This is a genomic window from Chroococcidiopsis sp. SAG 2025, assembly GCF_032860985.1.
Taxonomy (GTDB): Bacteria; Cyanobacteriota; Cyanobacteriia; order Cyanobacteriales; family Chroococcidiopsidaceae; genus Chroococcidiopsis.
Genome location: NZ_JAOCNC010000001.1, coordinates 687,714 through 712,483, shown reverse-complemented (window position 1 = coordinate 712,483; position 24,770 = coordinate 687,714). Strand labels below are relative to the sequence as shown.

25 protein-coding genes and 1 other RNA gene are annotated in these 24,770 nt (G+C 45.6%); 14 read left to right on the top strand and 12 right to left on the bottom strand.

The features are described from left to right. Positions 1 to 54 precede the first annotated feature (54 nt). The gene (locus tag N4J56_RS03475) at positions 55 to 840 is read left to right on the top strand and encodes an HAD family hydrolase (RefSeq protein WP_317105166.1); all 786 of its coding nucleotides are present in this window, start codon (positions 55 to 57) and stop codon (positions 838 to 840) included. 124 nt (positions 841 to 964) lie between these two features. Here the strand turns inward: N4J56_RS03475 and N4J56_RS03470 are convergent, their stop codons facing one another. After that, entirely contained in the window at positions 965 to 1,318 is a 354-nt protein-coding gene (locus N4J56_RS03470) for a phage holin family protein (RefSeq protein WP_317105165.1), read from the bottom strand. A gap of 211 nt (positions 1,319 to 1,529) precedes the next feature. Here N4J56_RS03470 and N4J56_RS03465 point away from each other — a divergent pair, with 211 nt between their 5' ends. From N4J56_RS03465 to N4J56_RS03445, 5 genes are all read left to right on the top strand, one after another. After that, positions 1,530 to 2,027 (top strand): pentapeptide repeat-containing protein, encoded by a 498-nt coding sequence (locus N4J56_RS03465; protein ID WP_317105164.1) that lies wholly within the window; start codon positions 1,530 to 1,532, stop codon positions 2,025 to 2,027. Further along, positions 2,024 to 3,235, top strand: coding sequence for a 5-(carboxyamino)imidazole ribonucleotide synthase (locus N4J56_RS03460; protein WP_317110567.1), 1,212 nt, complete (start codon positions 2,024 to 2,026; stop codon positions 3,233 to 3,235). The genes N4J56_RS03465 and N4J56_RS03460 overlap by 4 nt, the downstream gene beginning before the upstream one ends. Positions 3,236 to 3,353: 118 nt before the next feature. Beyond that, a non-coding RNA gene (ssrS, locus tag N4J56_RS03455) (6S RNA) lies at positions 3,354 to 3,535 on the top strand. A gap of 214 nt (positions 3,536 to 3,749) precedes the next feature. Beyond that, positions 3,750 to 5,015: a pitrilysin family protein gene (locus N4J56_RS03450; protein ID WP_317105163.1), complete on the top strand. Its 1,266-nt coding sequence runs from the start codon at positions 3,750 to 3,752 to the stop codon at positions 5,013 to 5,015. A gap of 141 nt (positions 5,016 to 5,156) precedes the next feature. Continuing rightward, positions 5,157 to 6,422 (top strand): pitrilysin family protein, encoded by a 1,266-nt coding sequence (locus N4J56_RS03445; RefSeq protein WP_317105162.1) that lies wholly within the window; start codon positions 5,157 to 5,159, stop codon positions 6,420 to 6,422. 486 nt (positions 6,423 to 6,908) lie between these two features. On the opposite strand, the gene N4J56_RS03440 is transcribed toward N4J56_RS03445, so the two are convergent. Further along, a complete protein-coding gene (locus N4J56_RS03440; protein WP_015153547.1) occupies positions 6,909 to 7,202 on the bottom strand; it encodes a hypothetical protein in 294 nt (97 codons plus the stop codon). Positions 7,203 to 7,715: 513 nt separating this feature from the next. On the opposite strand from N4J56_RS03440, the gene N4J56_RS03435 reads away from it, so the two are divergent. The 6 genes from N4J56_RS03435 (at position 7,716) to N4J56_RS03410 (ending at position 12,935) form a co-directional block, all read left to right on the top strand. After that, entirely contained in the window at positions 7,716 to 8,504 is a 789-nt protein-coding gene (locus N4J56_RS03435) for an MlaE family lipid ABC transporter permease subunit (RefSeq protein WP_015153546.1), read from the top strand. 162 nt (positions 8,505 to 8,666) lie between these two features. Continuing rightward, entirely contained in the window at positions 8,667 to 9,047 is a 381-nt protein-coding gene (locus tag N4J56_RS03430; protein WP_317105161.1) for a DUF3119 family protein, read from the top strand. A 16-nt stretch (positions 9,048 to 9,063) separates the two neighbouring features. After that, entirely contained in the window at positions 9,064 to 10,344 is a 1,281-nt protein-coding gene (locus N4J56_RS03425; RefSeq protein ID WP_317105160.1) for a DUF3086 domain-containing protein, read from the top strand. A gap of 135 nt (positions 10,345 to 10,479) precedes the next feature. Beyond that, the gene (gene plsY / locus N4J56_RS03420; RefSeq protein WP_317105159.1) at positions 10,480 to 11,151 is read left to right on the top strand and encodes a glycerol-3-phosphate 1-O-acyltransferase PlsY; all 672 of its coding nucleotides are present in this window, start codon (positions 10,480 to 10,482) and stop codon (positions 11,149 to 11,151) included. A 122-nt stretch (positions 11,152 to 11,273) separates the two neighbouring features. Continuing rightward, a complete protein-coding gene (locus N4J56_RS03415) occupies positions 11,274 to 11,852 on the top strand; it encodes an L-threonylcarbamoyladenylate synthase (protein ID WP_317105158.1) in 579 nt (192 codons plus the stop codon). A gap of 102 nt (positions 11,853 to 11,954) precedes the next feature. Continuing rightward, on the top strand, positions 11,955 to 12,935 hold the full coding sequence (locus tag N4J56_RS03410) for a HAMP domain-containing sensor histidine kinase (RefSeq protein ID WP_317105157.1): 981 nt from the start codon (positions 11,955 to 11,957) through the stop codon (positions 12,933 to 12,935). 30 nt (positions 12,936 to 12,965) lie between these two features. Here the strand turns inward: N4J56_RS03410 and N4J56_RS03405 are convergent, their stop codons facing one another. From N4J56_RS03405 to N4J56_RS03385, 5 genes are all read right to left on the bottom strand, one after another. Beyond that, positions 12,966 to 13,367, bottom strand: a complete 402-nt coding sequence (locus N4J56_RS03405) for a hypothetical protein (protein ID WP_410500411.1) — start codon at positions 13,365 to 13,367, stop codon at positions 12,966 to 12,968. A 99-nt stretch (positions 13,368 to 13,466) separates the two neighbouring features. Continuing rightward, a complete protein-coding gene (secF, locus tag N4J56_RS03400) occupies positions 13,467 to 14,435 on the bottom strand; it encodes a protein translocase subunit SecF (RefSeq protein WP_317105155.1) in 969 nt (322 codons plus the stop codon). Beyond that, on the bottom strand, positions 14,432 to 15,856 hold the full coding sequence (gene secD / locus N4J56_RS03395; RefSeq protein WP_317105154.1) for a protein translocase subunit SecD: 1,425 nt from the start codon (positions 15,854 to 15,856) through the stop codon (positions 14,432 to 14,434). Before secD ends, secF begins: the two co-directional genes overlap by 4 nt. 54 nt (positions 15,857 to 15,910) lie before the next feature. Continuing rightward, positions 15,911 to 16,102: a hypothetical protein gene (locus N4J56_RS03390; RefSeq protein ID WP_317105153.1), complete on the bottom strand. Its 192-nt coding sequence runs from the start codon at positions 16,100 to 16,102 to the stop codon at positions 15,911 to 15,913. A gap of 117 nt (positions 16,103 to 16,219) precedes the next feature. Further along, on the bottom strand, positions 16,220 to 17,203 hold the full coding sequence (locus N4J56_RS03385; protein WP_317105152.1) for an alpha-ketoacid dehydrogenase subunit beta: 984 nt from the start codon (positions 17,201 to 17,203) through the stop codon (positions 16,220 to 16,222). Between the two features lie 756 nt (positions 17,204 to 17,959). Here N4J56_RS03385 and N4J56_RS03380 point away from each other — a divergent pair. Continuing rightward, entirely contained in the window at positions 17,960 to 18,157 is a 198-nt protein-coding gene (locus tag N4J56_RS03380; RefSeq protein ID WP_015153536.1) for a DUF2811 domain-containing protein, read from the top strand. A gap of 209 nt (positions 18,158 to 18,366) precedes the next feature. Here N4J56_RS03380 and N4J56_RS03375 read toward each other — a convergent pair whose 3' ends face one another. Both N4J56_RS03375 and N4J56_RS03370 read right to left on the bottom strand, forming a co-directional pair. Continuing rightward, entirely contained in the window at positions 18,367 to 19,635 is a 1,269-nt protein-coding gene (locus N4J56_RS03375) for an IS701 family transposase (RefSeq protein WP_317104593.1), read from the bottom strand. Positions 19,636 to 19,710: 75 nt separating this feature from the next. After that, a complete protein-coding gene (locus tag N4J56_RS03370) occupies positions 19,711 to 20,412 on the bottom strand; it encodes a response regulator transcription factor (protein ID WP_317105151.1) in 702 nt (233 codons plus the stop codon). A 707-nt stretch (positions 20,413 to 21,119) separates the two neighbouring features. On the opposite strand from N4J56_RS03370, the gene N4J56_RS03365 reads away from it, so the two are divergent. Continuing rightward, on the top strand, positions 21,120 to 21,743 hold the full coding sequence (locus N4J56_RS03365) for a CPP1-like family protein (protein WP_317105150.1): 624 nt from the start codon (positions 21,120 to 21,122) through the stop codon (positions 21,741 to 21,743). A gap of 15 nt (positions 21,744 to 21,758) precedes the next feature. On the opposite strand, the gene N4J56_RS03360 is transcribed toward N4J56_RS03365, so the two are convergent. The 3 genes from N4J56_RS03360 to N4J56_RS03350 form a co-directional block, all read right to left on the bottom strand. Continuing rightward, positions 21,759 to 22,457 (bottom strand): HAD family hydrolase, encoded by a 699-nt coding sequence (locus N4J56_RS03360; RefSeq protein ID WP_410500410.1) that lies wholly within the window; start codon positions 22,455 to 22,457, stop codon positions 21,759 to 21,761. A gap of 131 nt (positions 22,458 to 22,588) precedes the next feature. Continuing rightward, on the bottom strand, positions 22,589 to 23,707 hold the full coding sequence (hppD, locus tag N4J56_RS03355; RefSeq protein ID WP_317105148.1) for a 4-hydroxyphenylpyruvate dioxygenase: 1,119 nt from the start codon (positions 23,705 to 23,707) through the stop codon (positions 22,589 to 22,591). A gap of 167 nt (positions 23,708 to 23,874) precedes the next feature. Continuing rightward, entirely contained in the window at positions 23,875 to 24,582 is a 708-nt protein-coding gene (locus N4J56_RS03350) for an SDR family oxidoreductase (protein ID WP_317105147.1), read from the bottom strand. Positions 24,583 to 24,770: the final 188 nt, after the last annotated feature.

The window sequence follows — 24,770 nt, the reverse complement described above, 5'->3', positions numbered from 1 at the left end:
GTTTTTAAACTACAATTTTTTAGAATACAAGGATGTTTGAATTATTGGTTGATTATGGGTTTTACTCCGCTCGAAAAAATCGATCGCAATTTTCTCAGAAATATTAAAATAATTGCGACTGATATGGATGGAACTCTGACGCGAGAAGGGAAGTTCACGTCAGATTTGTTGCTGATGTTTGAAAAGTTGGTTGTGGCGGATCTCCAAGTTTTGATTGTGACTGGACGTTCGGCTGGATGGGTAAGTGGATTAGTCAATTATCTACCGATTGCTGGGGCGATCGCGGAAAATGGTGGTTTGTTTTATTCAGCAGGAAATGAAGAGGCAATCGCGCTTACACCTATTTCCAATAGACTAGAACATCGGCAAGAATTAGCATCAGTTTTTCAAAAACTCCAACAATCTTTTCCTCAAATTTGCGAGTCCAGCGACAATTGCTTTCGGATTACTGATTGGACTTTTGATGTACGAGGATTAAGTGTAGAACAATTAGAGCGATTCAGTAGTCTTTGTCAGGAATTAGGTTGGGGCTTTACTTACAGCAACGTTCAATGTCATATTAAGCCGCTAAATCAAGATAAAGCAACTGGCTTAATGCGGGTTTTACAAGATTACTTTCAATGTCTGCCAGAACAGGTGTTAACTGTTGGCGACAGTCCTAACGATGAGAGTTTATTTAATCCTCAGTGTTTCCCCTTTTCTATCGGAGTTGCAAATGTGCTTGAGTACGCCGAGCGGCTAAGTTATCAACCTAGTTACATCACAAAAGCAAGTGAAGGACAAGGCTTCTGTGAGTTAGCTAAAGAAATTTTCAAAGTTTCAGGTAAATTAAGTAACTGAAATTTTAGATCTCAATCCGAAAATCTCTGTAGAAAGCTAAGGTTATTCTTGTGTTTGAGAGCGATTTTGAATGCCGGCAGCTGATCGATAGCTCTCAATTTCTTCACCTTCAAAATTTAGCAATTTAGTTCTGTACGACTCGCTCAACTAAAAAGTTAATGATGCCTGCAACTAACGTCAGTACAATTGAACCAACTAAACCTGGTAACAATCCCGTGACAGTAAAACCAGGTGACAAAGCCCCTGCAATCCAAATACTAATACCATTTACTACAAATAGAAATAATCCTAAAGTCAAGATTGTGAGCGGTAGGGTCAACACAATTAAAATCGGTCTGATAATAGCATTAACTAAACCAATAATAACCGCAGCGATTAAAGCTGCGGCAAAATTCGTGACTATAAAGCCATTGACTATGTTTGCCGTAATTAATAAGGAAACTGCGGTCACGAGCCAAGTCAACAGGAAATGTACCATGGTAGTTTCTACTGAAATGACAAGATGATATTCGTTCTTATTTAATACATACCACAGAGGTATTTGTCTGTTGATAAATTTGCCACTCTCGATTTGCTAATTTTAGGCAACGAGCTGAAAAGTATGGGTTGTGGCTTCTGCCCTCTAGTCTCTACCCCCAGCCTTTGAGATTGAATGCGATAAGCTGAAAAGAGTAGCATTGAGATCTCACATGGTATTTTTGCGGCAACTGGCAGGATTATGCATCGTGATCGCTCTATTCGTGATTTGGACTTTACCTGCCCAAGCTTTAGATTATCCGCCGCCGCTCTCCTACAGCAATGCAGAGCTGACAGGTAAAGACTTTTCGAGACAAATTTTAAGAGCCGCAGAGTTTTCTAATGCCAATATGGAGCAGGTTAATTTTACTGATGCTGACTTGCGCGGGGCGGTTATGAGTGCTTCAGTGATGACACAGGCAAACTTGCACGGTGCAGATTTGAGTATTGCTATGGTCGATCAGGTAAAAATGACTGGAGCCGATCTGAGCGATGCTGTATTGCAAGAAGCCCTTTTACTCCGTACTATCTTTACTGGTGTTGATATTACAGGTGCAGATTTTAGCGACGCGATTTTAGACGGGGCGCAGGTGAAAGAATTGTGCCAACGAGCCAGTGGGATTAACTCAAAAACAGGTATTGCAACTCGCGAATCTTTGGGGTGTCAATGAAGCGTGTCGGTGTTATTGGTGGCGGACAGTTAGCTTGGATGATGGCTGATGGAGCCAAGAAGTTAGGGATCGAACTGGTAGTACAAACACCAAATAAGAGCGATCCAGCAGTGGCGATCGCCACAGAAACAATTATCGCCGCGATCGACGATGCCGAAGCAACAAAAGCCCTAGCTGAAGATTGCGAGATCGTGACTTTTGAAAATGAATTCGTCAACCTAACCGCTTTATCAACTTTAGTCGAGCAAGGAGCCTGCTTTCGTCCCGGGCTAGATGTCTTATCTCACATTCTCGATAAATACGAGCAACGCTGCTATTTACAGCAAATTGGTTTACCTGTCCCCAAGTTTATCGCTTTAGATGCTTTAGGGAGTCGGGAGCAGGGAGCAGGGAGCAGGGAGCAGAAGGAAAACGAAGAAGCTTTTATCTCATCACGCACCACTTACCACGCACCACTCACCACTTTTCCTGTCGTACTCAAAGCTCGTCGTCACGGATATGACGGACAAGGGACTTTTATTATTCAGGATGCGGAAACTTTACAAGAAAAACTGTCTGCATCTCAACATCCAGAAAAACAGTCTCAGTATCTATTAGAAGAATTTGTCCCTTTCGCTCGCGAATTGGCAGTTATCGCCGCTCGTTCCGTCACAGGTGAGATCGCAATTTATCCCATTGTCGAGACGCAGCAGCAAAATCAAGTTTGTCGGCGAGTATTTGCCCCTGCCGATCTTAGTGCAGAATTAGTTCGAGACATCGAAGCGATCGCCCGCACATTGTTAGAAAGTTTACAAGCTGTTGGTATATTCGGGATTGAATTATTCCTCACCCCACAAGGTAAGGTATTGGTCAATGAAATCGCTCCCCGCACGCACAATTCTGGACACTTTACCCTAGATGCTTGTGAAGTTTCCCAATTTGAACAACATCTTCGCGCTGTCTGCGGCTTACCATTAGGAAATTCTACCCTTCGCAGTGCTGGGGCGTTGATGGTGAATTTATTGGGCTACGAAACTTCTTCTGGGCGCGACTATCTCGCCCAACGCCAACAAATCGCCCAAATTCCTCAAGCATACCTTCGCTGGTACGGCAAAACCGCATCTCGCCCAGGACGCAAGCTAGGACACGTCACCGTATTATTAGACGATCGCAACCGTCACGTAGCAGAGGCGATCGCTCAACAGATCGAATCGATTTGGTACGCATGAGGAACTGGAGAAAGATAAGGGAGACAAGGGGGAGGTTCTCGTGCAGTCAATTCTGACTTTTAACTTTTGACTTTTGACTTTTCTTGCCGATTCTCCTTAAAAAGTTATAATGGTTGGAGTTCAACTGCGGCGTTGGTGACTGCCAATAATGTTTTTGATCTATGCTTAAACATTTAAGGGAGTCAAAATTGCTAACGGCAGTATACCGAGCAAGTACTCGGAAACTTTAAGTTAAGCTAATCGATTCCCACCTGGATTTTCCAGGTCAAAACTGAGGTAAGACGGCGTTGCGGTGGACTTACAAGCATGAACTCCTTTGGCTAATGGCTGAAGGAGTTTTTGATTTTGGTCAGTTGTTAGTTATCAGCTATCAGTTGCCTCTAGCCTAGCTTGCCAACTACCAACCACCCATTACCTATTCTCAATAAATTTTTGTATCAATTTATGCAATTCATTATTTGTGCTAACAGTAATATAAATAAACTTAATGTAGTCTTAATTTGGGCTTAAGCGTTTGTCGCCTCTACTGATAGCACCGAGTCACTCTCCGACTATTCTTCAATTAGATTCTGGTTTAACTCTCATACATCAATATCTTCCTGCAACTACAGTGGTAGTCACAGATATTTGGTTGCGGGCAGGTGCGATCGCAGAGCCGGAAGCATGGTACGGGATGGCTCACTTTCTAGAACACATGATATTTAAAGGGACGGAGACGATCCCGCCAGGAGTGTTCGATCGCGTCGTGGAAAACAGAGGTGGAATGACAAATGCTGCTACTAGCCACGACTACGCTCACTTTTATTTAACAACTGCCGCTCCTTACTGGGAAGATACGCTGCCGTACTTGGCAGAATTGTTGTTAAATGCTGCTATTCCAGAAGACGAATTCGATCGAGAACGGGAAGTTGTCTTAGAAGAAATTCATGCTTGTTACGACGATCCAGACTGGATTGGATTTCAAACCCTGAGTGAAAGTATCTACCAACAGCATCCCTACGGGCGATCGGTTCTGGGTACGGAATTGGAGTTAATGCAGCACTCACCAGAGGCAATGCGGTGCTTTCATCGCGCTCATTACCAACCCGAAAATATGACGGTAGCGATCGCGGGTGGAATCGAAACAGAACGAGCGATTGAAATCGTCAACCGCAGTTTCGACCGATTTTTGCCACGGATAGAATTACCACCTGTAGAGGAAGTCAAAAAACCACTGCTAGCTGGAATTCGCCGCCAGGAATTATATCTACCAAGATTGGAACAAGCACGGCTACTCATGGCTTGGATCGCACCAGGGATCGACCAATGGCGCAGTGCTTACGGTTTAGATCTGATTTCAGTTATATTGGGCGCGGGACGTTCTTCTCGCTTAATCCGCACTCTCAGGGAAGATAAACAATTAGTCCAAGCAATCAGCAGCCAGTTTTCCCTCCTGCAAGATGCTAGTTTATTTACCATTAGTGTTTGGTTAGAGCCGCAACATTTAGAAAAAGTAGAAGAATTAATTTGCGCCCATTTAGAACAGTTACAGACAGAGGCGATCGCCCCGGAAGAACTCGCACGCGCTCAGCGAGTTCTGTGTAACGACTATGCTTTTTCCACCGAAACACCAGAACAACTGGCAGGGTTGTATGGTTACTATCAAACTCTAGGCGAACCAGAGTTAGCCACAACTTATCCCCAGCAAATCAAATCCTTCGATGCCGTCGAACTCCAACAAATTGCCCAACAATACCTTTCTCCCTATTCCTACGCGGTAACAGTTGTCAAACCTTGTTAACTTAGGAAGTAGGGAGCAGGGGAAAGAGAGAGTCGCCCAGCTGAGGGAGAGTCGCCCAGCTGAGGGAGAGAATTGACTCACTACACCCGATACCCGACACCCGACACCCTTTCTTCACTGATAACTGACAACTGATTTCCCGTGACAACCTCTTTACCAACTCAACAGATCCATCGCACAGTTTTACCTAATGGCATGGTAGTTCTGGCGATCGAAAACCCAGCCGCAGACATTGTTGCTACTCGTATTTTTCTCAAAGCAGGGAGTTGCTGGGAACCACAACAGCAAGCTGGATTAGCGCATTTGCTGTCTGCGGTGATGACAAAGGGAACCACAGAACTCTCCTCGATGGAAATTGCCGAACGGGTAGAGTCCGTTGGCGCAAGCCTGAGCGTCGATGCAGCCTCAGATTATTTTCTGTTGAGCATGAAAACTGTTTCGGCAGATTTTCCCGAAATCTTAACATTAGCAGGGGAACTGTTGCGATCGCCCTCATTTCCTGCTGCTGAAGTGGAACTCGAACGACGGCTGACAATCCAACACATTCGTTCTCAACAAGAACAGCCATTTACAATTGCTTTTGACCAACTCCGACAAGCAATTTACCAAAATCATCCCTATGCTTCTTCTGGTTTGGGATGGGAAGAAACGGTAGCTAAAATCGAGCGAACTGACTTACAACAATATCACCAGACTTATTTTCGTCCCGATAATGTTGTCATTAGCTTAGCAGGTCGAATTACAGTCGATACCGCGATCGCCCAAATCGAAAAAGTTTTTGGCGACTGGGAAGCGCCGCGATCTCCCATCCCATCATTGCAACTGCCCAGCCTGACTCCTGCCCCTCAGCAGCTCAAGATTGCTCAGCCGACTCAGCAATCGATTATCATGCTGGGCTACTTAGCTCCTTCCGTTCATCAATCGGACTATCCAGCCTTAAAACTACTTTCTACCCATTTAGGTAACGGGCTATCTAGCCGCTTGTTTGTCGAACTGCGCGAAAAGTTGGGCTTAGCTTACGAAGTGTCTGCGTTTTACCCCACGCGCATGTCACCTGCTACGTTTGTCGCCTACATCGGTACTGCACCAGAAAATACCGCGATCGCCCGAGATCGCCTGCAAACGGAAGTAGAGTTACTATGTCAAGCACAACTCAGCACGGAAGATTTACAAACAGCCAAAAATAAGCTTCTCGGTCAATATGCCCTTGGCAAACAAACGAACGGACAAATTGCGCAAGTATATGGTTGGTATGAAATTTTAGGGTTGGGGATTGAATTCGATCGCTCCTTTCAACAAGAAATTGCCCAAGTAAGTGCTGAAACAACACAACAAGCAGCTTGCCGTTATTTACTCGAACCCTATATTTCTATGGTTGGACCGGAAACAGCGATCGGCGATCGATAACTTTTTTGTAAACAGTTTTTAGCAATTATTACAGCCCATGAAACCTCATAAACTTTAATAAATTAGCAAGCTCTGCTCGAAGAAAGCCATGCTACTTTAAATGAAGGCACAAAAGGAGATTCTTAAGAGAAAAAACTCTAGAGATTAGAGCCTGTGCCTCCCGCTCTAGTCCTATCGCAAAGTACCTGAACTTGACAATACCTCACTTGTAGTAGAAGAAACGTTGAGTGAAAGAAACGTTCTTGCCTAAATATTTCTACTTTCTAGCAAATAAAAGGAGGTGTCCGGTTTACTAAAGAATCCCGATTGAGCGACGACAAATACAAGCCAAGTTTGATTGTCAGGTAAATTGCGAATTTGTCCACCCTATTTGAGTTCATCTAGTTTTTGCTGCTTTTAACTAAATCCAGACTCTCTGAATAACCCGCCTCCAATTAAGTAACTGAGGCGGGTTTGCTATTTTAATCAGTTATCAATTATCAGTTATCAGTCGCCCCGCAGATTTTGATAGCGGTAGAATGCATATGTATCGAACAGCGCTCCGACTAAACTACAAGTCATACCGATGATACACAGCCCTCGCCAAGCACTACCACTGCCAAACGTGGCTAAGAACTGTTGCATAGCAGAAGCAATTGCCTGACCGATTCCTTGCAAGCCAGGAACGTACTTCAGCAGAGACACGCTTGCTAAACCCCCACCAATTAGAAATGTGGGGACGACAAAGCTCAGAATAATTGTCAGTAATAGAGAACGGAGAAAATTAGGCAGAATGCTCATGAAGCGTACTCTGGTCAATCGGTTGACAATGAAAATCCGATACGAGTGCCACTTTCTACAATAAGAGCGATCGCCTACCGTTGCTGCAAATTTCAAAAATCTTAAGCGATCGTTAAAAGTTTTGTCTACAACTTCAAAGCGATATTAACGATCGGGGAATTAGATTAAATTTTTCTAGCGGAGCGTGGCGAGACTGTAACGTATGTTTATTGCTAGTAAGTAAGACACGGTAGGCGATCGCAGCATCTGCTCCTAACAACGGCTTCTTACTTGCGTCGAGCGGCAAATTTCTCAGATTCGCTTAAAAATTGGTAAACATTGACGAAGCGAACCTTGACAAGACGGCGCGATCGAACAACACAATAAGGCAAAAATCTATCTATGGCTAGAGTGAAAGCTAGTGATTCTGAATTTAGTTATTTTGCACCTAGTGATTCTAAATTTAGTTATTTTGCACCTAGTGATTCTGAAACTTAGTTATTCTGAACACAGAGTTTATCGAGCAGAGGAAAATTGAGCGAAGTAAGACCAAGTTCTTTCCTGGGAGTATGGAGTCAGCGATTGCTGGCAGCAATTTTACTAGGTGGGCAAGTCCTAATTCACTTGCTCCAAGGTAGGATTCATCGCCGAAATACTGTAGAACAGATGGCAGCAGTGGGACCGGACTCATTGCTAATCGCCCTCATCACAGCAGTTTTTGTCGGCGCAGTTTTTACGATTCAAGTAGCGCGGGAATTTATTCGATTTGGAGCTGGAACAACAGTTGGCGGGGTTTTAGCTCTTGCCTTAACTCGGGAACTCGCACCTGTATTGACAGCTGTAGTTCTCGCGGGGCGAGTTGGTTCCGCATTTGCGGCGGAAATTGGCACGATGCGCGTCACAGAGCAGATTGACGCTCTTTATATGCTCAAAACCGATCCAATTGATTATCTTGTCATTCCGCGCGTGTTAGCCTGCTGCGTCATGCTGCCAATTTTGACCCTATTATCTGCAATTACAGGTATGATTGGCGGCTTAGTGATAGCAACCAACTTATATCGCCTATCTCAGAGCGTATTTATTGATTCAGCCCGCAATTTCTTAGATGTCTGGGATGTTACTAGTGCTTTAATCAAAGGTGCTGTTTTCGGAGCAACGATCGCAATTATTGGATGCAGTTGGGGTTTGACAACCACAGGAGGAGCCAAGGGAGTCGGACAATCAACCACAGCTGCTGTAGTCACGGCGCTACTATCAATCTTCATCATGAACTTTTTCTTATCTTGGGTTATGTTTCAGGGCTTGGGGCGCTCGACGCTTTAGACAGTTATCAGTAAAGAGTGGTAATTGTTAATGGGTAATCGATCTATTTCTTCTTTATCCCCCATGTCTCCCCTGTCCCCTTCTGCTCCTCTCCTCACTCGCCACTCCACTGAACCTTAAAATAAGAGTGTTAGAGTCTATTGTTCAGGCAGGACAAAAACAGTGACAACTTCCCCATCTGTAACATCAACCGTTCAGCTTGCTCCCAGCTATAAGCTGCCTTTATTCATAGTCTTAGGGGCAATTCCTTTAATACTCGTTTCAGCCTGGGTAGGTGGCATAATTGCCTTATTTGGTTTGTTTCTGATGTTTCAAGCTACAACCCTACGTCTACAATTCACTGATACTGCCTTAGATATCTACAGAGGAGAAACCATCATCCGGCACTTTCCCTATCAAGAATGGCAACATTGGGAAATTTTTTGGCATCAAGTGCCGATCCTGTTCTACTTTCGAGAAGTGAAAAGCATTCACTTTTTGCCCATTCTCTTTGACTCCAAAACGCTACAAATTTGTTTAGAGCAACGCTGTCCAAGACACTGATAACTGATAACTGATTATGACTTCAGATGAATCCCAAACACCAAAGCCAGATAATCAACCTTGGGAAGATTCAGAGGAACAAGACAAACCTCTAAACTTCTCGATGGATGCGCCAAATGGGAAATTAGAAGAAATAAATTTACTAGATGAATCTCGATCTGAATCTAATACAGATAAAGATACAGATACGGACTTAGATTTAGAAAACTTTAACTTTTTTGCCTCGCCATCTGAAGAAGCAGAAGATGAGTTTTTGCAAGAGTTAGTAACGCCAAATTCTGCACGAGAAACTCCAGCGGAAACGCCGCTCATTCCGCTGGCAAAACCATCCAACTTGTCTCAATTGCAACAGCAGGAACAAGCCTTAAGACAAGAAATTGCACGCCTCCAAGCAACGCACAAACAGCTATCTGCTCAGTTAGCGCAAACTCAATCTGCTATGAGTAAAGTGGTGCAAGAAGGTCTTGCTCAAATGGAGCAACGCAAGCAAGCATTACAAATTTCAATCGAACAGTTAGAACGGCGGCAAGAACGCATTCGGGCGGAAATGCGGACGAGTTTTGCTGGAGTTTCCCAAGATTTAGCAATTCGAGTGCAGGGTTTTAAAGACTATCTCACGGGCAGCTTGCAAGATTTGGCAACAGCAGTAGAGCAATTAGAACTAGCACCAAAAACTAGACCAGAGCCGCAACCAGCAACTAGACAACCCAAACCTCAAGAGCCGGAGCAACCCGCCACGCCTCAATTTACCGAACAGAGATTTCAAGCTACTACAAAACAAATTCGCCGCCTGCTCGACCAATACCGCAACCAACCAGATTATTACGGTCCCCCTTGGCAACTGCGCCGCACGTTTGAACCAGTGCAGGCGGAACGAGTATCCAATTGGTTTTTCAAGCAAGGAGGACGAGGTGCTTTACGAACTACAGGTAGTCGCCTGCAAAATATTCTAATTAGCTCGGCGATTATTTCAATTCTATACACCTTGTACGATACTCGCCTCCGCATCTTGGTGTTGGCGAATACTCCCGAACGGCTGGGAGATTGGCGGCGTGGTTTGCAAGATTGTCTTGGCATTTCTCGCACAGATTTTGGACCCGATCGCGGTGTAACCTTATTTGAAGATGCAGAAGCAGCTGCTATCAGAGCTGAAAGAGCGATCGAAGCCAATCAAATGCCACTGATTATCATCGATGACTCCGAGGAAAAAATCAGCCTCTCTCTGCTACAATTCCCTCTATTACTAGCCTTTGCCCCCGATCCTCAAACTCTTAGAGAAAGAGATTTTGATTATTAATGGGTAATTGGTGGTTGGTAGTTGGTAAGTAAGTGGTGAGTGGTGCATGGTAAGAGGTTTTTGACTTACGACTTACGACTTACGACTTACAACTTCTCCCTTGTCCCTTCTTTTCCTCACCCTAACCCCTCACACATGACTATCTGGCTCACTCTGTGCGTAGTAACTTTACTAGTAGCGTATCTAATTGGCTCTACGCCCACTGGTTATACGCTAGCAAAACTTTTAAAAGGAATTGATATTCGCGAACACGGTTCTGGTTCAACTGGAGCAACTAATGTTTTGAGAACCTTAGGCAAGGGACCAGGCGCATTTGTACTAGTTATTGATGCTTTCAAAGGAGTTTTGGCGATCGCCCTCGTACCTTGGCTGTTTAGCTTTGCTACTGGGCAAAATCTTCTGCCTCCTACTGTTGACCCTACGCTCTGGCTGTCTTGGATGGTAACGTTATCGGGGTTAGCAGCTATTTTGGGACATAGCAAATCGATTTGGTTGGGGTTTAGTGGGGGAAAATCTGTCGCTACGAGTTTGGGCGTATTATTGGCGATGAATTGGCAGGTTGCTTTAGCAACTGTCGGGGTATTTGGCGTTGCGATCGCCATCTCGCGGATCGTCTCACTCAGTTCGATCGCAGGCGCGATCGCAGTTTCGCTATTGATGCTGCTATTTCATCAACCTTTACCTTACGTCCTGTTTGGGATAGTAGGTGGTATCTACGTCATTCTGCGCCACAAGAGCAATATTCAACGCTTACTAGATGGTACGGAACCTCATCTAGGGCAAAAATCATCTACCGCAAATCAGTGAACAGTTATCAGTTATCAGTGGCTAGTGGTTAGTGGCTAGTGGCTAGTAATTGCTCCCGATCGCTCCCGATCGCTCCGCGATTCTCTCTTTCCCCTACTCCCTGCTCCCGACTCCCTTCCTTCATGCCCCAAGTTTCAATTGCAGATCTGGTTGCTGGTGTCCGCGCTGGTTGCGTGGTTAGCTTTCCTACCGATACCGTTCCTGCATTGGCGGCTTTACCAGAGCGAGCCGATCTAATCTTTGCGACTAAACAGCGCAGTCAGGATAAGCCGTTAATTTTGATGGGAGCAAAGGCAGAAGATTTGTGGGATTACGTGGTGGGGACAGAAGCAGAATGGCGAGTTTGGCAACAGGTAGCGGCACAATATTGGGCTGGGGCTTTGACTTTGGTACTGCCAGCAAGCGATCGCGTCCCTAAAGTCATGAACCCTACCGATCCTACGACTATAGGCGTGCGCGTTCCTCAAAGCGCGATCGCGCGAGAAATATTAGCTCAAACTGGACCTTTAGCTACCACCAGCGCTAATTTATCAGGGCAACCACCATTAGAAACCCTGACAGAAATTGCCGCTCAGTTTCCCGATGTTTTAACCCTACAAATCTCAGATGTTTCTGGAATCGGCGTTCCTTCTACTGTAGCTAAGTGGATGGGTAGTGATTGGGTAATTTTGCGCCAAGGAGCGGTAGTGTTAGAGATATAATTATCAGTTTTAACTACGGAACTATCTTGGTCGAGAGAGGCTCAATACTACCAAACTCAGGGTAAGATTTCAATTTTTTGTGGTGTGAGTTTTTGGGAAGTTATGAGCTGGAATGAATGGGTGTATTTATTATTTGGGCTGTTTTTAGGACTGAGCTTAGGTCTAGGCGGACGCTGGTGGCTAGACAAATCTAAGCGATCGCTTACTGCTAATAATGCCAACGATCCCACACTTGAGCAGAAGCCTCTCACGGCGGATAGGAATGAGATCCTGGCTCTACAAAGTCAGCTACAGCAAAGCCAGATTGCCTATCAGCTAGCACGGAAAATGTGCCAGTTTAAAGCAGGATTTCTGACAAGAACCGCCCATGAATTGCGATCGCCGCTCAATAGTTTAATCGGTTTGCACCAATTGATTTTATCCGATCTATGCGATGACCCTGCGGAAGAGAGGACATTTATTGCCCAAGCTCATCAGTCAGCGTTGAAGCTAATGAATTTAATGGATCGGGTGATCGATGTTTCTCGACTAGAACATGGCAGGTCTCCGCTAGAAATCCAGCCAATTAATTTAGCCGCGCTATTGACAGACGTTTATAATTCTACTTATCTCATTGCTGCTAATCGCAATCTGCGGTTACAACTCTCCCTACCTGAAACCGAAACTTATGTCTTAGCCGACCCGCGCTGGTTGCGGCAGGTGGCGATCGATTTACTTGACATTTGTTTGACTCAAATGCAAGAAGGAAACATTCTCGTTTCTACCCATTCCTGTCTTGCTACTAACGAGATCGCAATTTGGCTAGATGCCGAACTACCACATCGGATTTGGTCGGACTCACTTGATGTATCTCAGAGCGATCGTTTATCACCATTAGAGATCGAAGATTTTACTTTTTCACCAGGAATGATTCTGCTATTAACTCAGACTCTTCTAGAGCTGATGCACTGTCGGTTAGAAATTTTAGCAATGCCAAACTCAACATCAATAGACGAAGAGAATGAATCTTACACGCGACTGCAATTAACGATCCCTTTGGTAACTCTCGAACCTGAAATCGTTTCGGGAGCAACAGAAAACTAGAAAGAATTTCGTCTCTCATCCCTTGTGCTTCTACTGACAAATCCATTTCCACAAAGGATGGCTTTTACCCTGCTGGCGAATTTGCTGTACTTGTTTCGCTAAGCGACGCAACTCCTTTGGTGGTAGTCCAAATAGTAAAATGCGACCCTGCCAAAGGAGATTAGAAATTGTCATGACCGCGCAACAAGCCAAACCAAAAGTGGGTAGAGGGTTATAATAAAGCCCGTATCGCACGGCTACCCAAGTGAAATATTGCAACAATAATCTAATTTCATAACGCAGTCCCCAAAGACTTAAAACACCAACACTCAGCCACAAACACCCTACGACCAACCATCTGCTATATGCGATAAGTAGATACAGCTTTTGTACTTGTCGCTCAAAAGTTGGGTCAAGTTCTATCGGTACAAAGGGTGGATCTTCTGGCTGCATCTGATGGGGGAGTCGAGAGGAAGAAGTCAAAAGTCAGAAGTCAAAATTGAGTGGCGCATGGTGCGTAATTTTCAATTGAATTGTCTCCCTGATAACTGTTCACTGGTCGCTGGTTGCTGACAACTGGTTGCTATTCTGAGATTGACCAGTTCGTTCTCGCCACAAGGAAAGTAGGGTACTGGCGATAAAAATACTGGAGTACGCCCCAGCAGCGAAACCAATCATGAGTGCCAAGGCAAAGTTTTTCAGCGTTTCGCCACCAAAGATGAATAAGGTCAGCAAAGTCAGCAATACGGTTAAGGTGGTGTTGATCGATCGCCCCAAGGTTTGATTTACCGCATTGTCTACCACTTGGTCTATTGGTAAATCGGGACTAAGTTTCAGGGTTTCGCGGATGCGATCGTAAATTACCACCGTGTCATTGACAGAAAAACCCGTAATTGTTAGCAACGCAACGATAAATAAACTATCAACTTCAGTGCCTTGGACTAAGCCTAGAATCCCAAAAATCCCCGTGGTAATCAAAACATCGTGGAACAGAGCCACGATCGCAAATATGGCGTAGTCTAACTGGAAGCGTAGGCTTAAATAAACGACGATCCCGGCAAAGGAGACGAGGAGAGCAATTAGACCCGAAGATAACAACTGTTGTCCGATGGTTGGACCTACTGTATCGATTTGGGTTACTTTGGGATCGAACGCGCCAATTTCTTTAGTAAGTGTTTGTTGTAACTGCGTCCTCTCGTCAACATTGAGAGTTTTTGTCCGAATCGAAATCCCTTGTTGCTGTCCGCGTTCGTTGCTGAGCAGTTGAATGCTACTATTGCCCAATCCGCGCTCTGACATGACTTGACGGACGGCATTGATGTCAATTGGTTTGGCGCAGTTTTCTAGTTTAGAGCAGTCGCGCTGGAGTTGCAATCGCGTGCCGCCGATAAAGTCGAGACTCGGACGCAGTGGCGCACCATATTTTTGCCAAGAAATCCCCATCGCCACTAAACCAGCCAGAATCACGATCAGGGAAACTCCCCACCAAAGCGATCGCTGTTTGTTAATATTGAGTTTCATGTCGCCCCCTGTGCCTTATTCGATGCTGGCAAGCTCGGACAGTATAACTCTGGTTTGCGCAAACTGGGAATTGCGATCGCCAACATTAAGAAAGTACGACTACAGGTAATCGCGGTAAACATACTCATGGCAACCCCTAATGCCAGCGTTAGAGCGAAACCTTTCACCAACCCAGACCCGAGCCAAAACAGCGCCCCACAAGCAATCCAAGTCGTAACGTTGCTATCTAAAATGCTAGAAAAAGCACGATAAAAGCCAGATTCTACGGAACGATAGAGCGATTTACCCGCTCGCAATTCTTCCCGCGTCCGCTCGAAAATCAGCACGTTGGCATCCACTGCCATGCCAATACTGAGGATAAATCCAGCGATACCTGGCAGCGTCAGGGTGACACCCAACAAAGCGAAAGTTGCCCATGTCAGCAAAGCATAAATCACCAACGCTAGATCGGCTATGAGTCCAGGCAAGCGGTAGTAAACCACCATAAAGATTAAGACTAAGGACAACCCCCCAACCCCAGCATAAATACTGCGTTGAATGCTATCGCGTCCCAAAGTCGCGCCCACAGTTCGATTTTCAACGATTTCCACGGGGACGGGTAAAGCACCGCCTCGTAATTGCAGCGCTAATTCGTTAGCAGACTCGAAATCAAAATTCCCTGTAATTTCTGCTCGTCCGCCTGTAATCCCTGTTTTTTCAAATTCTTGACCGACTACGGGCGTACTGATTGGTTTATCGTCGAGAAAAATTCCCAAACGTCTGCCCGTGCCTGCTAATTCTTTTGTCAGTTGGGCGAATAATTCGCCGCCTTTGGCATCAAATTCTAAAGCTACACTCCAGTTGCTGCCTTGCGTAGGTGTCGCCTGTGCGTACTTGAGATTTTTCCCCGTCAACCCGGTGCGCTCGAATAGCTTTGCTTCTAGCTCGGTAATCTCTTTGATTTTGGCTTCTATTTGAGCATTATTTGCCGCGATCGCCTTTTCGTCTCGTTCCTTCGCACTTTGTAACTTTTGTTGTTCTGCCAGCAATCCCTGAATTTGTTGCTGCCTATTATTGACAAAAGCTCTACTTTCGGCATTCTCACGGCGAAAATCCAGTTGAGCTGTACCACCCAGTACCCTTTCTGCCTGCTCTGGATCGTTGACTCCTGGGAGTTGGACGAGAATTTGGTCTTGTCCTACTGTTTGAATCACGGGTTCCGATACCCCTAGTCCGTTGACGCGGTTTTCCACCACAGTTTGCACTGCTTCTAACTCGCGTTCGGTGATGCGTTTGATTTCCTCGTTAGGCTTGACCTGAATTGTCAATTGCGAACCCCCCTGGAGGTCTAACCCCAGTGGCACGGGGAATTTCACAATTACGACAATTGCGGCGATGATGAGAACGACAATTAAAGCTAATAGCGATCGCTGTTTTTGCATACTACGTGCTGCGGCAACAAGTGCTATAGTAACCTCTTTTTGAGGAGTGAGGAGCTAGGAGTGAGGAGCGAGGAGTGAGGGAAAGAGAGTGGTGCGTGGTGCGCGATGAAAGGGTGCGTGGTGCGCGATGAAAGGGTGTGGGGTGTGGGATGTGGGGTGTAAGAATTTTGAATGCGTGAATGCGTGAATTTTGAATTGTTTTGCTCCCTCAGCTTCCTCAGCTCCCTCAGCTCCCTCAGCTCCCATTCTTCGAGAAGGGCTTTGCCCTACAGCTTCCCCAACTCCCTCAGCTCTCCCTTGTCCCCCTTGTCTCCCTTGTCCCCCTTGTCCTCTCCCTCACTCCTCGCTCCTCGCTCCTCACCCCTACACCTGAACGGCGACCATCTTTTTCACGGCTTCGACAATTTGCTCTGGTTGCACGATGGTGAGTCTTTCGAGACTGCCGTTGTAGGGAGTGGGAATGTCTTGAGAAGATAGACGCAAGACAGGCGCATCTAATTCGTCGAAGAGGCGATCGTTAATTAATGCGGTTAATTCTGCGGCTATACCCCCAGTTTTCATGCACTCTTCCACGATGATGACGCGATGCGTTTTGCGGACGGAAGTAGCAATGGTTTCTATATCTAGGGGTTTTAGAGAAATGAGATCGATAATTTCTGGATCGAATCCCTCTTTCTCTAACGGTTTGACTGCTTGCATGACGTGGTGGCGCATTCGCGAGTAGGTCAAAATTGTCACGTCTTCGCCACGTCGCACGATTTCTGCTTTGTCTAACGGGACTAGGTATTCGTGTTCTGGTAGGTTTTCCTTGAGGTTGTAAAGCAGTACGTGTTCAAAGAACAACACTGGATTGTCGTTGCGAATTGCTGATTTCAGCAATCCTTTAGCGTTATAGGGAGTAGAACAAGCGACTATCTTCAATCCAGGCACGGCTTGAAAATATGCTTCTAAGCGCTGCGAGTGTTCTGCACCCAATTGTCTGCCTACTCCCCCAGGTCCGCGAATCACCATCGGAATTTTAAAGTTACCGCCAGAGGTATAGCGCAGCATTCCGGCATTGTTGGAAATTTGGTTAAAAGCCAGCAGCAAAAACCCCATATTCATCCCTTCGACGATCGGTCGCAAGCCGGTCATCGCTGCTCCTACTGCCATACCCGTGAAGCTATTTTCGGCAATGGGGGTGTCTAGTACCCTTAACTCGCCATATTTCTTATACAAATCTTTTGTAACTTTATACGAGCCGCCGTAGTGACCGACATCCTCACCCAAAACGAATACAGTAGAATCCCGCGCCATTTCCTCGTCGATGGCTTCTTTCAGGGCATTAAAGAATAACGTTTCTGCCATTAACCTTACAACTTTAGTTGACTAATCTAGCATCTTAGCGCTAAACAAGGGGCGAGGAGTGAGGAGTGAGGGAAAGAGAGTGGAGCGTGGTGTGGGAAGTATGGGAGAACACAAGGGAGAATTTGCTCCCCGCTCTCTCTTGTCTCCTTTGTCTTCCTTGTCCCCCTTGTCCTCTCCCTCGCTCCTCGCTCCTCATTCCTCATCCCTAATTTCAGAGAGCTTTGCAATTCTTATTTTTCTGTCGAGTTTTCCCCAGGTATTCCCCACTGTTTCCACAGGTAGTCTGGGTTTTTCCACAGCAGGCTGGAGTTTTTCCACAAGAGATGACTTCAGAAATCTGGGTTTACTGCTCTAGTTGTGAATTTCTCACATCGCTTTCTCTCTGCTGAGAATCTGAGAGATTTTGTAAAGATGTGTGACAAAAATGTAGTTAAAACCCTAATTCTATCGTACTGATTTTTTTGTGTTTAGAACCGTTGTAATATTTCGCAGCATTGACGGGACAGTGAAACTTGTCGCACAATGATGCGACTTCCCTTTATAAAACCTGCCGAGAAAACGATCGGGCGATCGCGCTCCATCGAAGTGATGATTATGCTTTAGCAACGAGGATTTTTCAGTGCCACAGGTGCAATTATGGTTGCTGCACGAACTGCCGAAGGCATTGCATCTTTTAACTTGATTTTTAAGTTGCGTTTTTTATGTCGTGGAAGTCAGCTTATCCCATTCATGTAACTGTTTGAAGAGAGGTTCTCCATGTCCGCCACCGTTAGCATTTTGACTGAAATTCCCGAGTCATTACACGAATCAATGCAAAATTACTTAGAAACCCATCCTGATTGGGATCAAGACCGAGTGTTTGCAGCAGCATTATCGCTGTTTTTGCTACAAAACAGTAATGGCGATCGCCGTGCCGCTAGAGTCTATCTAGAAACCCTATTTCATCACTCTTGATGGAGGATGAGTAGTCGTTGGTCATTGGTTGTTGTCAGTCTGCTCCCTGTTCCCTAACAACTAGACAAAACTATAGGGTCTTCAACCGCATGAAGACCCTATAGTTTTTCCCTCAGCAGCAAGAGTTTAGCCTTCTAGCTCTGATTTTGTAATTGAGAGTGGCGTGCTATTGACTTTTCCCAACCTTACTAGTGGGACTTTAAAACTTTCTAAGCCCAAATATAGCCGAACTTAGCTCTGTGAGAGGCAAATACATCAACATGCTCATTAAGCCAGCGGACCAAACGAAACTCGACTGCGGTGCGGAATGCCTCCAATGCTTCGGCAAAGGTTTGTAAGGGTTTGGTTGCCCAACGTCTGCGGAATCCGCCGGTCAACTGATGCCAAAGGATGAAGGTGTAAGCGATGAACACTAAAACCCAATGACGCTTCATACTCAGAGCATCCCGAACTTGATACTCACTCAAACCCAACCAGCCCTTGGCTTCTCGATAGAAGACCTCCACCCAGTTGCGAGCAGAATATGTTTGAGCTACCCAAGCCGCACTGACTTGGTTGTCAGAGGCATTGGTGAGAAAGTAATCCACCTCCGTCGCTTGCTCGAAACTAGAGGCATTGAGTTGAATCGCCAGCCAGCGAGTGCCTTCGAGCTTCGGAACGTGAACTGGTAACAGCGCCACCCAAACTGTCCGGGGCTGCTCCAGATTGAGTTGCACAGGTGTGAACTGCTCCACTGCCAAGGTTTGAGCAATAGCTTCTAATCCCTGCTTACGAGCAGACTCATCACCTGATGTTTGAGCAGTAACTTGGCGGTTTTTGGCGATTGCTGCCACGTAAGTTAGGTTTCTCGACTCCAACTGCTTGAGAAAAGGCGTGTTATTACCGTAGCCTGCATCAATTACAGTCACACCCGGTCGATAACCGCGCTTCAAGCATTGGTCAACCAAGTCTAGAGCCAGGTCAGGTTTTTTCTGGAAGTTGGGGTCTGCCTTGCCTTGCTCGAATAAACTTGCGTGTTGATAGAGTGCAACATCTAACGGCAGACGTCGCACTCCATCATACAAGTAGGTAGTCAGCAGCACAATACCATTGTCAGTCTTGCCAATCTCCCCAATGTACTGCCGTCCTACCCCATCAGTAGCCGCACCACTTTTGCGATGTCCCGAATCATCTACAATCAATGTGAAACCTTGACTCGGGGTCGTCTGGCGACACTGGTGCATCACCTCCAACCGCCGATTATTTAGCTTGACTTCATCCCAAGGGGCATTGTTGAGAAAATGTCTGAGGCTGTTGTAGGAGCCATCTACTGTATTTGTGACCAGTTGGCTCAGGTTTTTGCGCTGACTCTCACCCAGCAGTCCCCCTAGATAAACACGAAATTCCTGCCGCTGCTTCTGACGCGAAAATACATCATCAAACCGACGACACCAGTTCTCAAAGCACTGCGGCATCGCTGCTGGTACTTGATCTTTCACCTTACGTTGCTCCTGTCGAGACTGACGTAAAACGCAACTCCTACCCGCATTCTAGCTCAATTTGCTCCATCTTTCTTACAAAGTCCCACTAGGAGCCTCAAATTTATACCCGACACCACGTACTGTTTGAATCAGGATCGGCTGAGCCGCATCAATTTCAATTTTTTTGCGAATCTGACCGATATGCACGTCTACCACCCGCTGATCTCCTACATATTCATAGTCCCAAACTTCTTGAATTAGCTCGGCACGCCGCCAAACTCGACCTGGATGGCTGGCAAGAAAGCGTAACAAATCAAATTCCAACGCAGTTAAGGGAATCAATTCATTGTTAATTGTCACTTCTCGCCGTTCTGGATCGATTGTCAGTTTATCGAACACCAGACGTTGTTTTTCCGCAGTCGTGACTACTCGTTGGCGTTTCAAAATTGCTCCAACTCGGACTTCTAACTCTCCTAAACTAAATGGTTTGGTCAAATAGTCATCCGCACCTTGAGAAAAGCCTCTGATTTTGTCTGCCTCATCAGCTCGACTTGTTAGCATGAGAACAAAAACTTTAGTGCGGTTTTGCATCTCTTGGCAGAGATTGTAACCAAGCGTATCTGGTAGATTTACATCTAGGATGACTAGATCGGGGTTAAATTGCTCGAATAGAGCCAAGGCAGTCTTACCATCTTCGGCAGCCTCTACCTGATAGTTGTGCTTGGTTAAAAAGCGTTGAATTAAATTACGAATTGATGGATCGTCATCAACAACTAGAATTTTGGCAACAGCCATAGGCATTACTTTGAGCAGAGAAGGAATAACAAGCCTATTCAGCAACCTGGGTGGTAGCGCTAGAACAAGCAGATCGAAACTACCACAATTATTAATCGATAATTCAGGAATGCCAACTCTGAGATAAACCCTGGTGTTCTAATATACTAGTAGAATTTTCCCGGGGATTTTATCGCCAGTACGGGCGCGCACATCAATTAACCGACAATAACTTGAGAAGTTCTCAATCGAACAGACTCGCGCTAGCAAAACGGCAAAAATTGCCAACTACGCTATTGCTTGCTTTTGCACCTGTTTCACTAACGGCAGATTTTGCGAATAAAATTTTCTTTTCGACTGCCGATCGCTCAATTCTGCTTGAACTCAGTCGTGCTATTTACGACAGCATGGCTCGGTGTTACAACTTATGTTACGTTTTCGTACAATTACCGAGGTAAAGCAGAAAAGCTTAGCAGTTCTGGTCAAAAACAGTAAAGCAAGTGTCCGATCTCAGTAAATCTGAGGTACGAGCCAGGGTCAGCGATCGCATTACCTAGAAGACATCACAGTAAAAAACGAATAAGTGATATCCTGGTTAAGTACAACGATATCCGGTAACTGCACTAGTCTATTAGAATAGATCCAAATAGGCTAGGCTGAAAGCATACGCCTTGTTGTACATTTTTCTATAGAGTTCGCCCCCGACTCCGCTAAGGCGATAAATTCACATGATCGAGCAAAGTCCCTACGACAAACTTGGGGTATCAGAAGACGCGACATTCGACGAGATCCAAGAAGCTCGCACTCGCCTCGTACAGCAGTGCGGCAACGACCAGCAGCTGTTGGAGACAGTGGAAGCAGCTTATGATGCCATCTTAATGGAGCGTTTGCGACTGCGCCAAGAAGGAAAGATTAAGGTTCCAGAAGGTATCCGCTTCGCTGAGACTGCTATCCAATCTCCCCCTAAAGAAGTCTCATCGCCTGCGCCTCAAGCCCCAGCGTGGCTGCAAGGTATACAAGACAAGCCTAGCTTGACTGAGATTCTCATGCCTGGAGTGCTGTACTTAGGATTGAGCTGTATTGGAGTGTTTTATAGTGCTGTTGGCGCTCAAATTTTACAATTTTTGTTAATCGTTGGTGTTTGTTCGAGCCTCTATTTTCTCTATCGGAAAGAACAAAAATTTGGTCGAGCAGTACTGCTAACAGCCACGGGTTTGATTGTTGGTTTGATTGGTGGTGGGCTGATCGGTAGTTTGTTGCAAACCCAGATTGCCAGTATTGTAACAGTAGAACAATTTTCTACTGTCCTAACTTTTGTGTTGTTGTGGGTGATTTCTAGCTTTCTACGCTGAGAAAAGATCGAGATCCTAGCTAGCTTGGGCAAATCCAGCGTTGAGAACGCACTCGACTGCTGCATTTAAATCTTTCACAATTAAATCTGGTTGGTACTGTTGTAGCCGCACGCGATCGCGAATTCCGCATTCTACTGCGATCGCTTTGATCCCGTGCTTTTTCGCCGCAATAATATCCGCTTCCGTATCACCAACCATCCAAACATCGCTAGCAGGGGGCAATTCTACTAAAGCCCTTGCCATCAACAAAGGTTTATCGTCAATGTCGCGAGTTTTCAGATAATCATTGCTCAAGCAATAGCAGCGATTTTCAGGAAAAAACTTACCCAGATCGTGCTGTCCGAAAGCATAGTCTAACTCGCGCACGCGACGCATTGTCATTACTGCTAAATCGATGCCAGCTTGCTGTATTTGCTCTAAAGCTGCTACTGCGCCCGGAGCCAGTTTGTCATACTGAAAGTAAGGATGAGCGTGAACCGTTTGTCGCCGCAAATTAACAAATGTTTTAGCCTGGGTTTCGTCTAGTCCAGATAGGATAGCAATCTGTTTTTCAGGAACCTTAGAGCGCTTCAACTGCCAGAATTCCGCTTTACTTAACTGCGTTACAGCTTGTTCTGGATGGCGAGTTTTCTCTAAACATAATTGATATACGCGGTAGTATCGCTCCGACACATCTATAATGGGTCCGTCAAAATCAGTAATTAATCTAATCATTTTATAGTCTAAGATGCTAACTTTCATTAACACCTTAGCTCAGATGCCATAAGGCGAAATTTTGAATGTTTGATGGGTGAGTTTAGAAATACTAATTGGTCATTGGTCATTGGTCATTGGTCATTTGTAAGTTATCTCCCTTGTCTCCCTTGTCCCCCCGACTCCCGACTCCCGATTCCCGACTCCCGATCTTGAAGGCTACCGCGCTTCATCTGTTCTCGTTCGATTGCCTCAAACAGAGCGCGAAAATTCCCTTCGCCAAAACCCGTGGCTTGGGAGCGGCGTTCGATAATTTCAAAAAAGAAAGTTGGTTGGGTAAAAATGGGTTGAGTAAAAGTTTGTAGTAGCAAAGCATCGGGGTGGGAATCTTGCCAGTCAACTAAAATTTGCTGTTGGGCGATCGCTTGTAACTCGTCAACTGAGATTGGAAATGATATTGGTAATCCCAAACGCTGCTGTAGCTGAGTGTAGTAAGTAGGAGGAACTGAAAGAAAAGATACGCCATTATTGCGAAATTGCGCGATCGCTTCGATGATATTGCTAGTTTTGAGGGCGATGTGTTGAATTCCCGCACCTTGATTGCAATCTAAAAATTCCTGAATTTGCGAATTAGGCGATGCAGGTTGATTGATTGGAAACTGAACGCAGCTATTACTAGAAACCATTACCTGACTATGCAAAGCAGAGCGATCGGTTTGAATAGTAAAAGCTTGCTGAGAGCGAAAACCCAAAATCTCTTCATACCATGCCACAGCTGGCTCCAAATCCCCCGCAGCAACGTTTAATACGATGTGATCGATGCCTATGATGGGGAGTCGAGAGTGGGAAAATTTGACATTTGACTTTTGACTTGTGACTTCTCCCTTGTTCCTCTGTTTCTCGATCAAAGTATGAGCCAGAGAACCCCAGGCAGAAATTTTGCTCCACTTGTAGCCTTGCTGTAATTGTGGGGGTTGTAAGACTTTCGCACCGTAAGCGATCGCTCTTTGGACGATCGCTTCGAGATCTTCTACAACAAAGGCGACATCCGCCACACCAGGAGGATGATGGCGCAAAAACTGCCAGGCTGGACTGAAATGCGATCGCGGTGACGATAGAGCGAAGCAGACGAAACCACTCTTCACCACTTCTGTATCGGTGTAGCGATCGCGGCTGTAACTAGCTACAGTTTGAAAGCCTAATTTGCTGACAAACCAGTCACGCCAAGCTTTTGCATCTTCTACGTAGAAGTGAATCCGATCGATTTTCATATTTTTGGAAAATTCAGCATCACAGCCTATCTCTTTGTAAATTTTGCCTGTTTTGCTGAATTTACTATTCGCTCTTAAGCAAGAATTGCAGAATCAGTCCTCAGTTGTCAGTTGGTAGTTGCTTTCTTGTTTCCCTTGTCCCCCCCCTATTCCCTGCTCCCTGCTCCCTAAAAAAACAAGTGGCTATCTGGTTGAATATTAATTTCCATCGGGACTGCTTGTGGTTCTGCTTGGAGGGCATAAAAGATTGCATTGGCAGCAGTTTCGGTACTGAGCATTTTTTTGCGATCCACTTTTAGCTGTACGTTGTCCCAGAAGGGAGAGTCTACGCCACCAAAATAGAATAGCGTGAACTTCACACCAAAACGCTTCAACTCTTCCGCCATGCATTTACTGAAACCAACTACACCAAACTTGGAAGCACTGTATGCTGCTGCCATTGCCATTGAATGCTTGCCCAAAATTCCAACTACATTACAAATATGCCCGGATTTCTGCCGTTGCATTAATTCAGCTGCGGCTTGGCAGGTGTAGAAACTACCCTTCAAGTTTAGGTCTAACATCGCCTCTAGATCGGCTGGTTCTAGAGCATTGTAAGGCTTTAATATTCCTGCACCAGCTGCATTTACTAAAGCATCAATTTTGCCAAACTGAGCCGTAGTTTGCTCCATCAGGGCATTTACCGAGGTGCGATCGGTGATATCTGTGGGAACAGTTAATACTGACTTAACTGATAACTGTGTTGCCAAGTCTTGCAGTGCGCTGCTATTTCTAGCTGCCAACACCAGACGCGCTCCAGTTGGAGCCAGTTTGCGAGTTAAAGCCGAACCAATACCCCCAGTTGCACCGACGACTACAACCACCTTGTCTTGCATCTTTCTTTACATTTGTTTATATCTCTCTACATGGTAGATGAATTAAGGAGCGAGGAGCGAGGGGCGAGGAGTGAGGGAAGAATTCGGAATTAGCTGTGCATTGCGCATTGTTTGGTCACTGGTCACTGATAACTGGTCACTGATAACTGGTCGCTGAATTAGCGCGATCGCTTAAAATTACGTTAAAT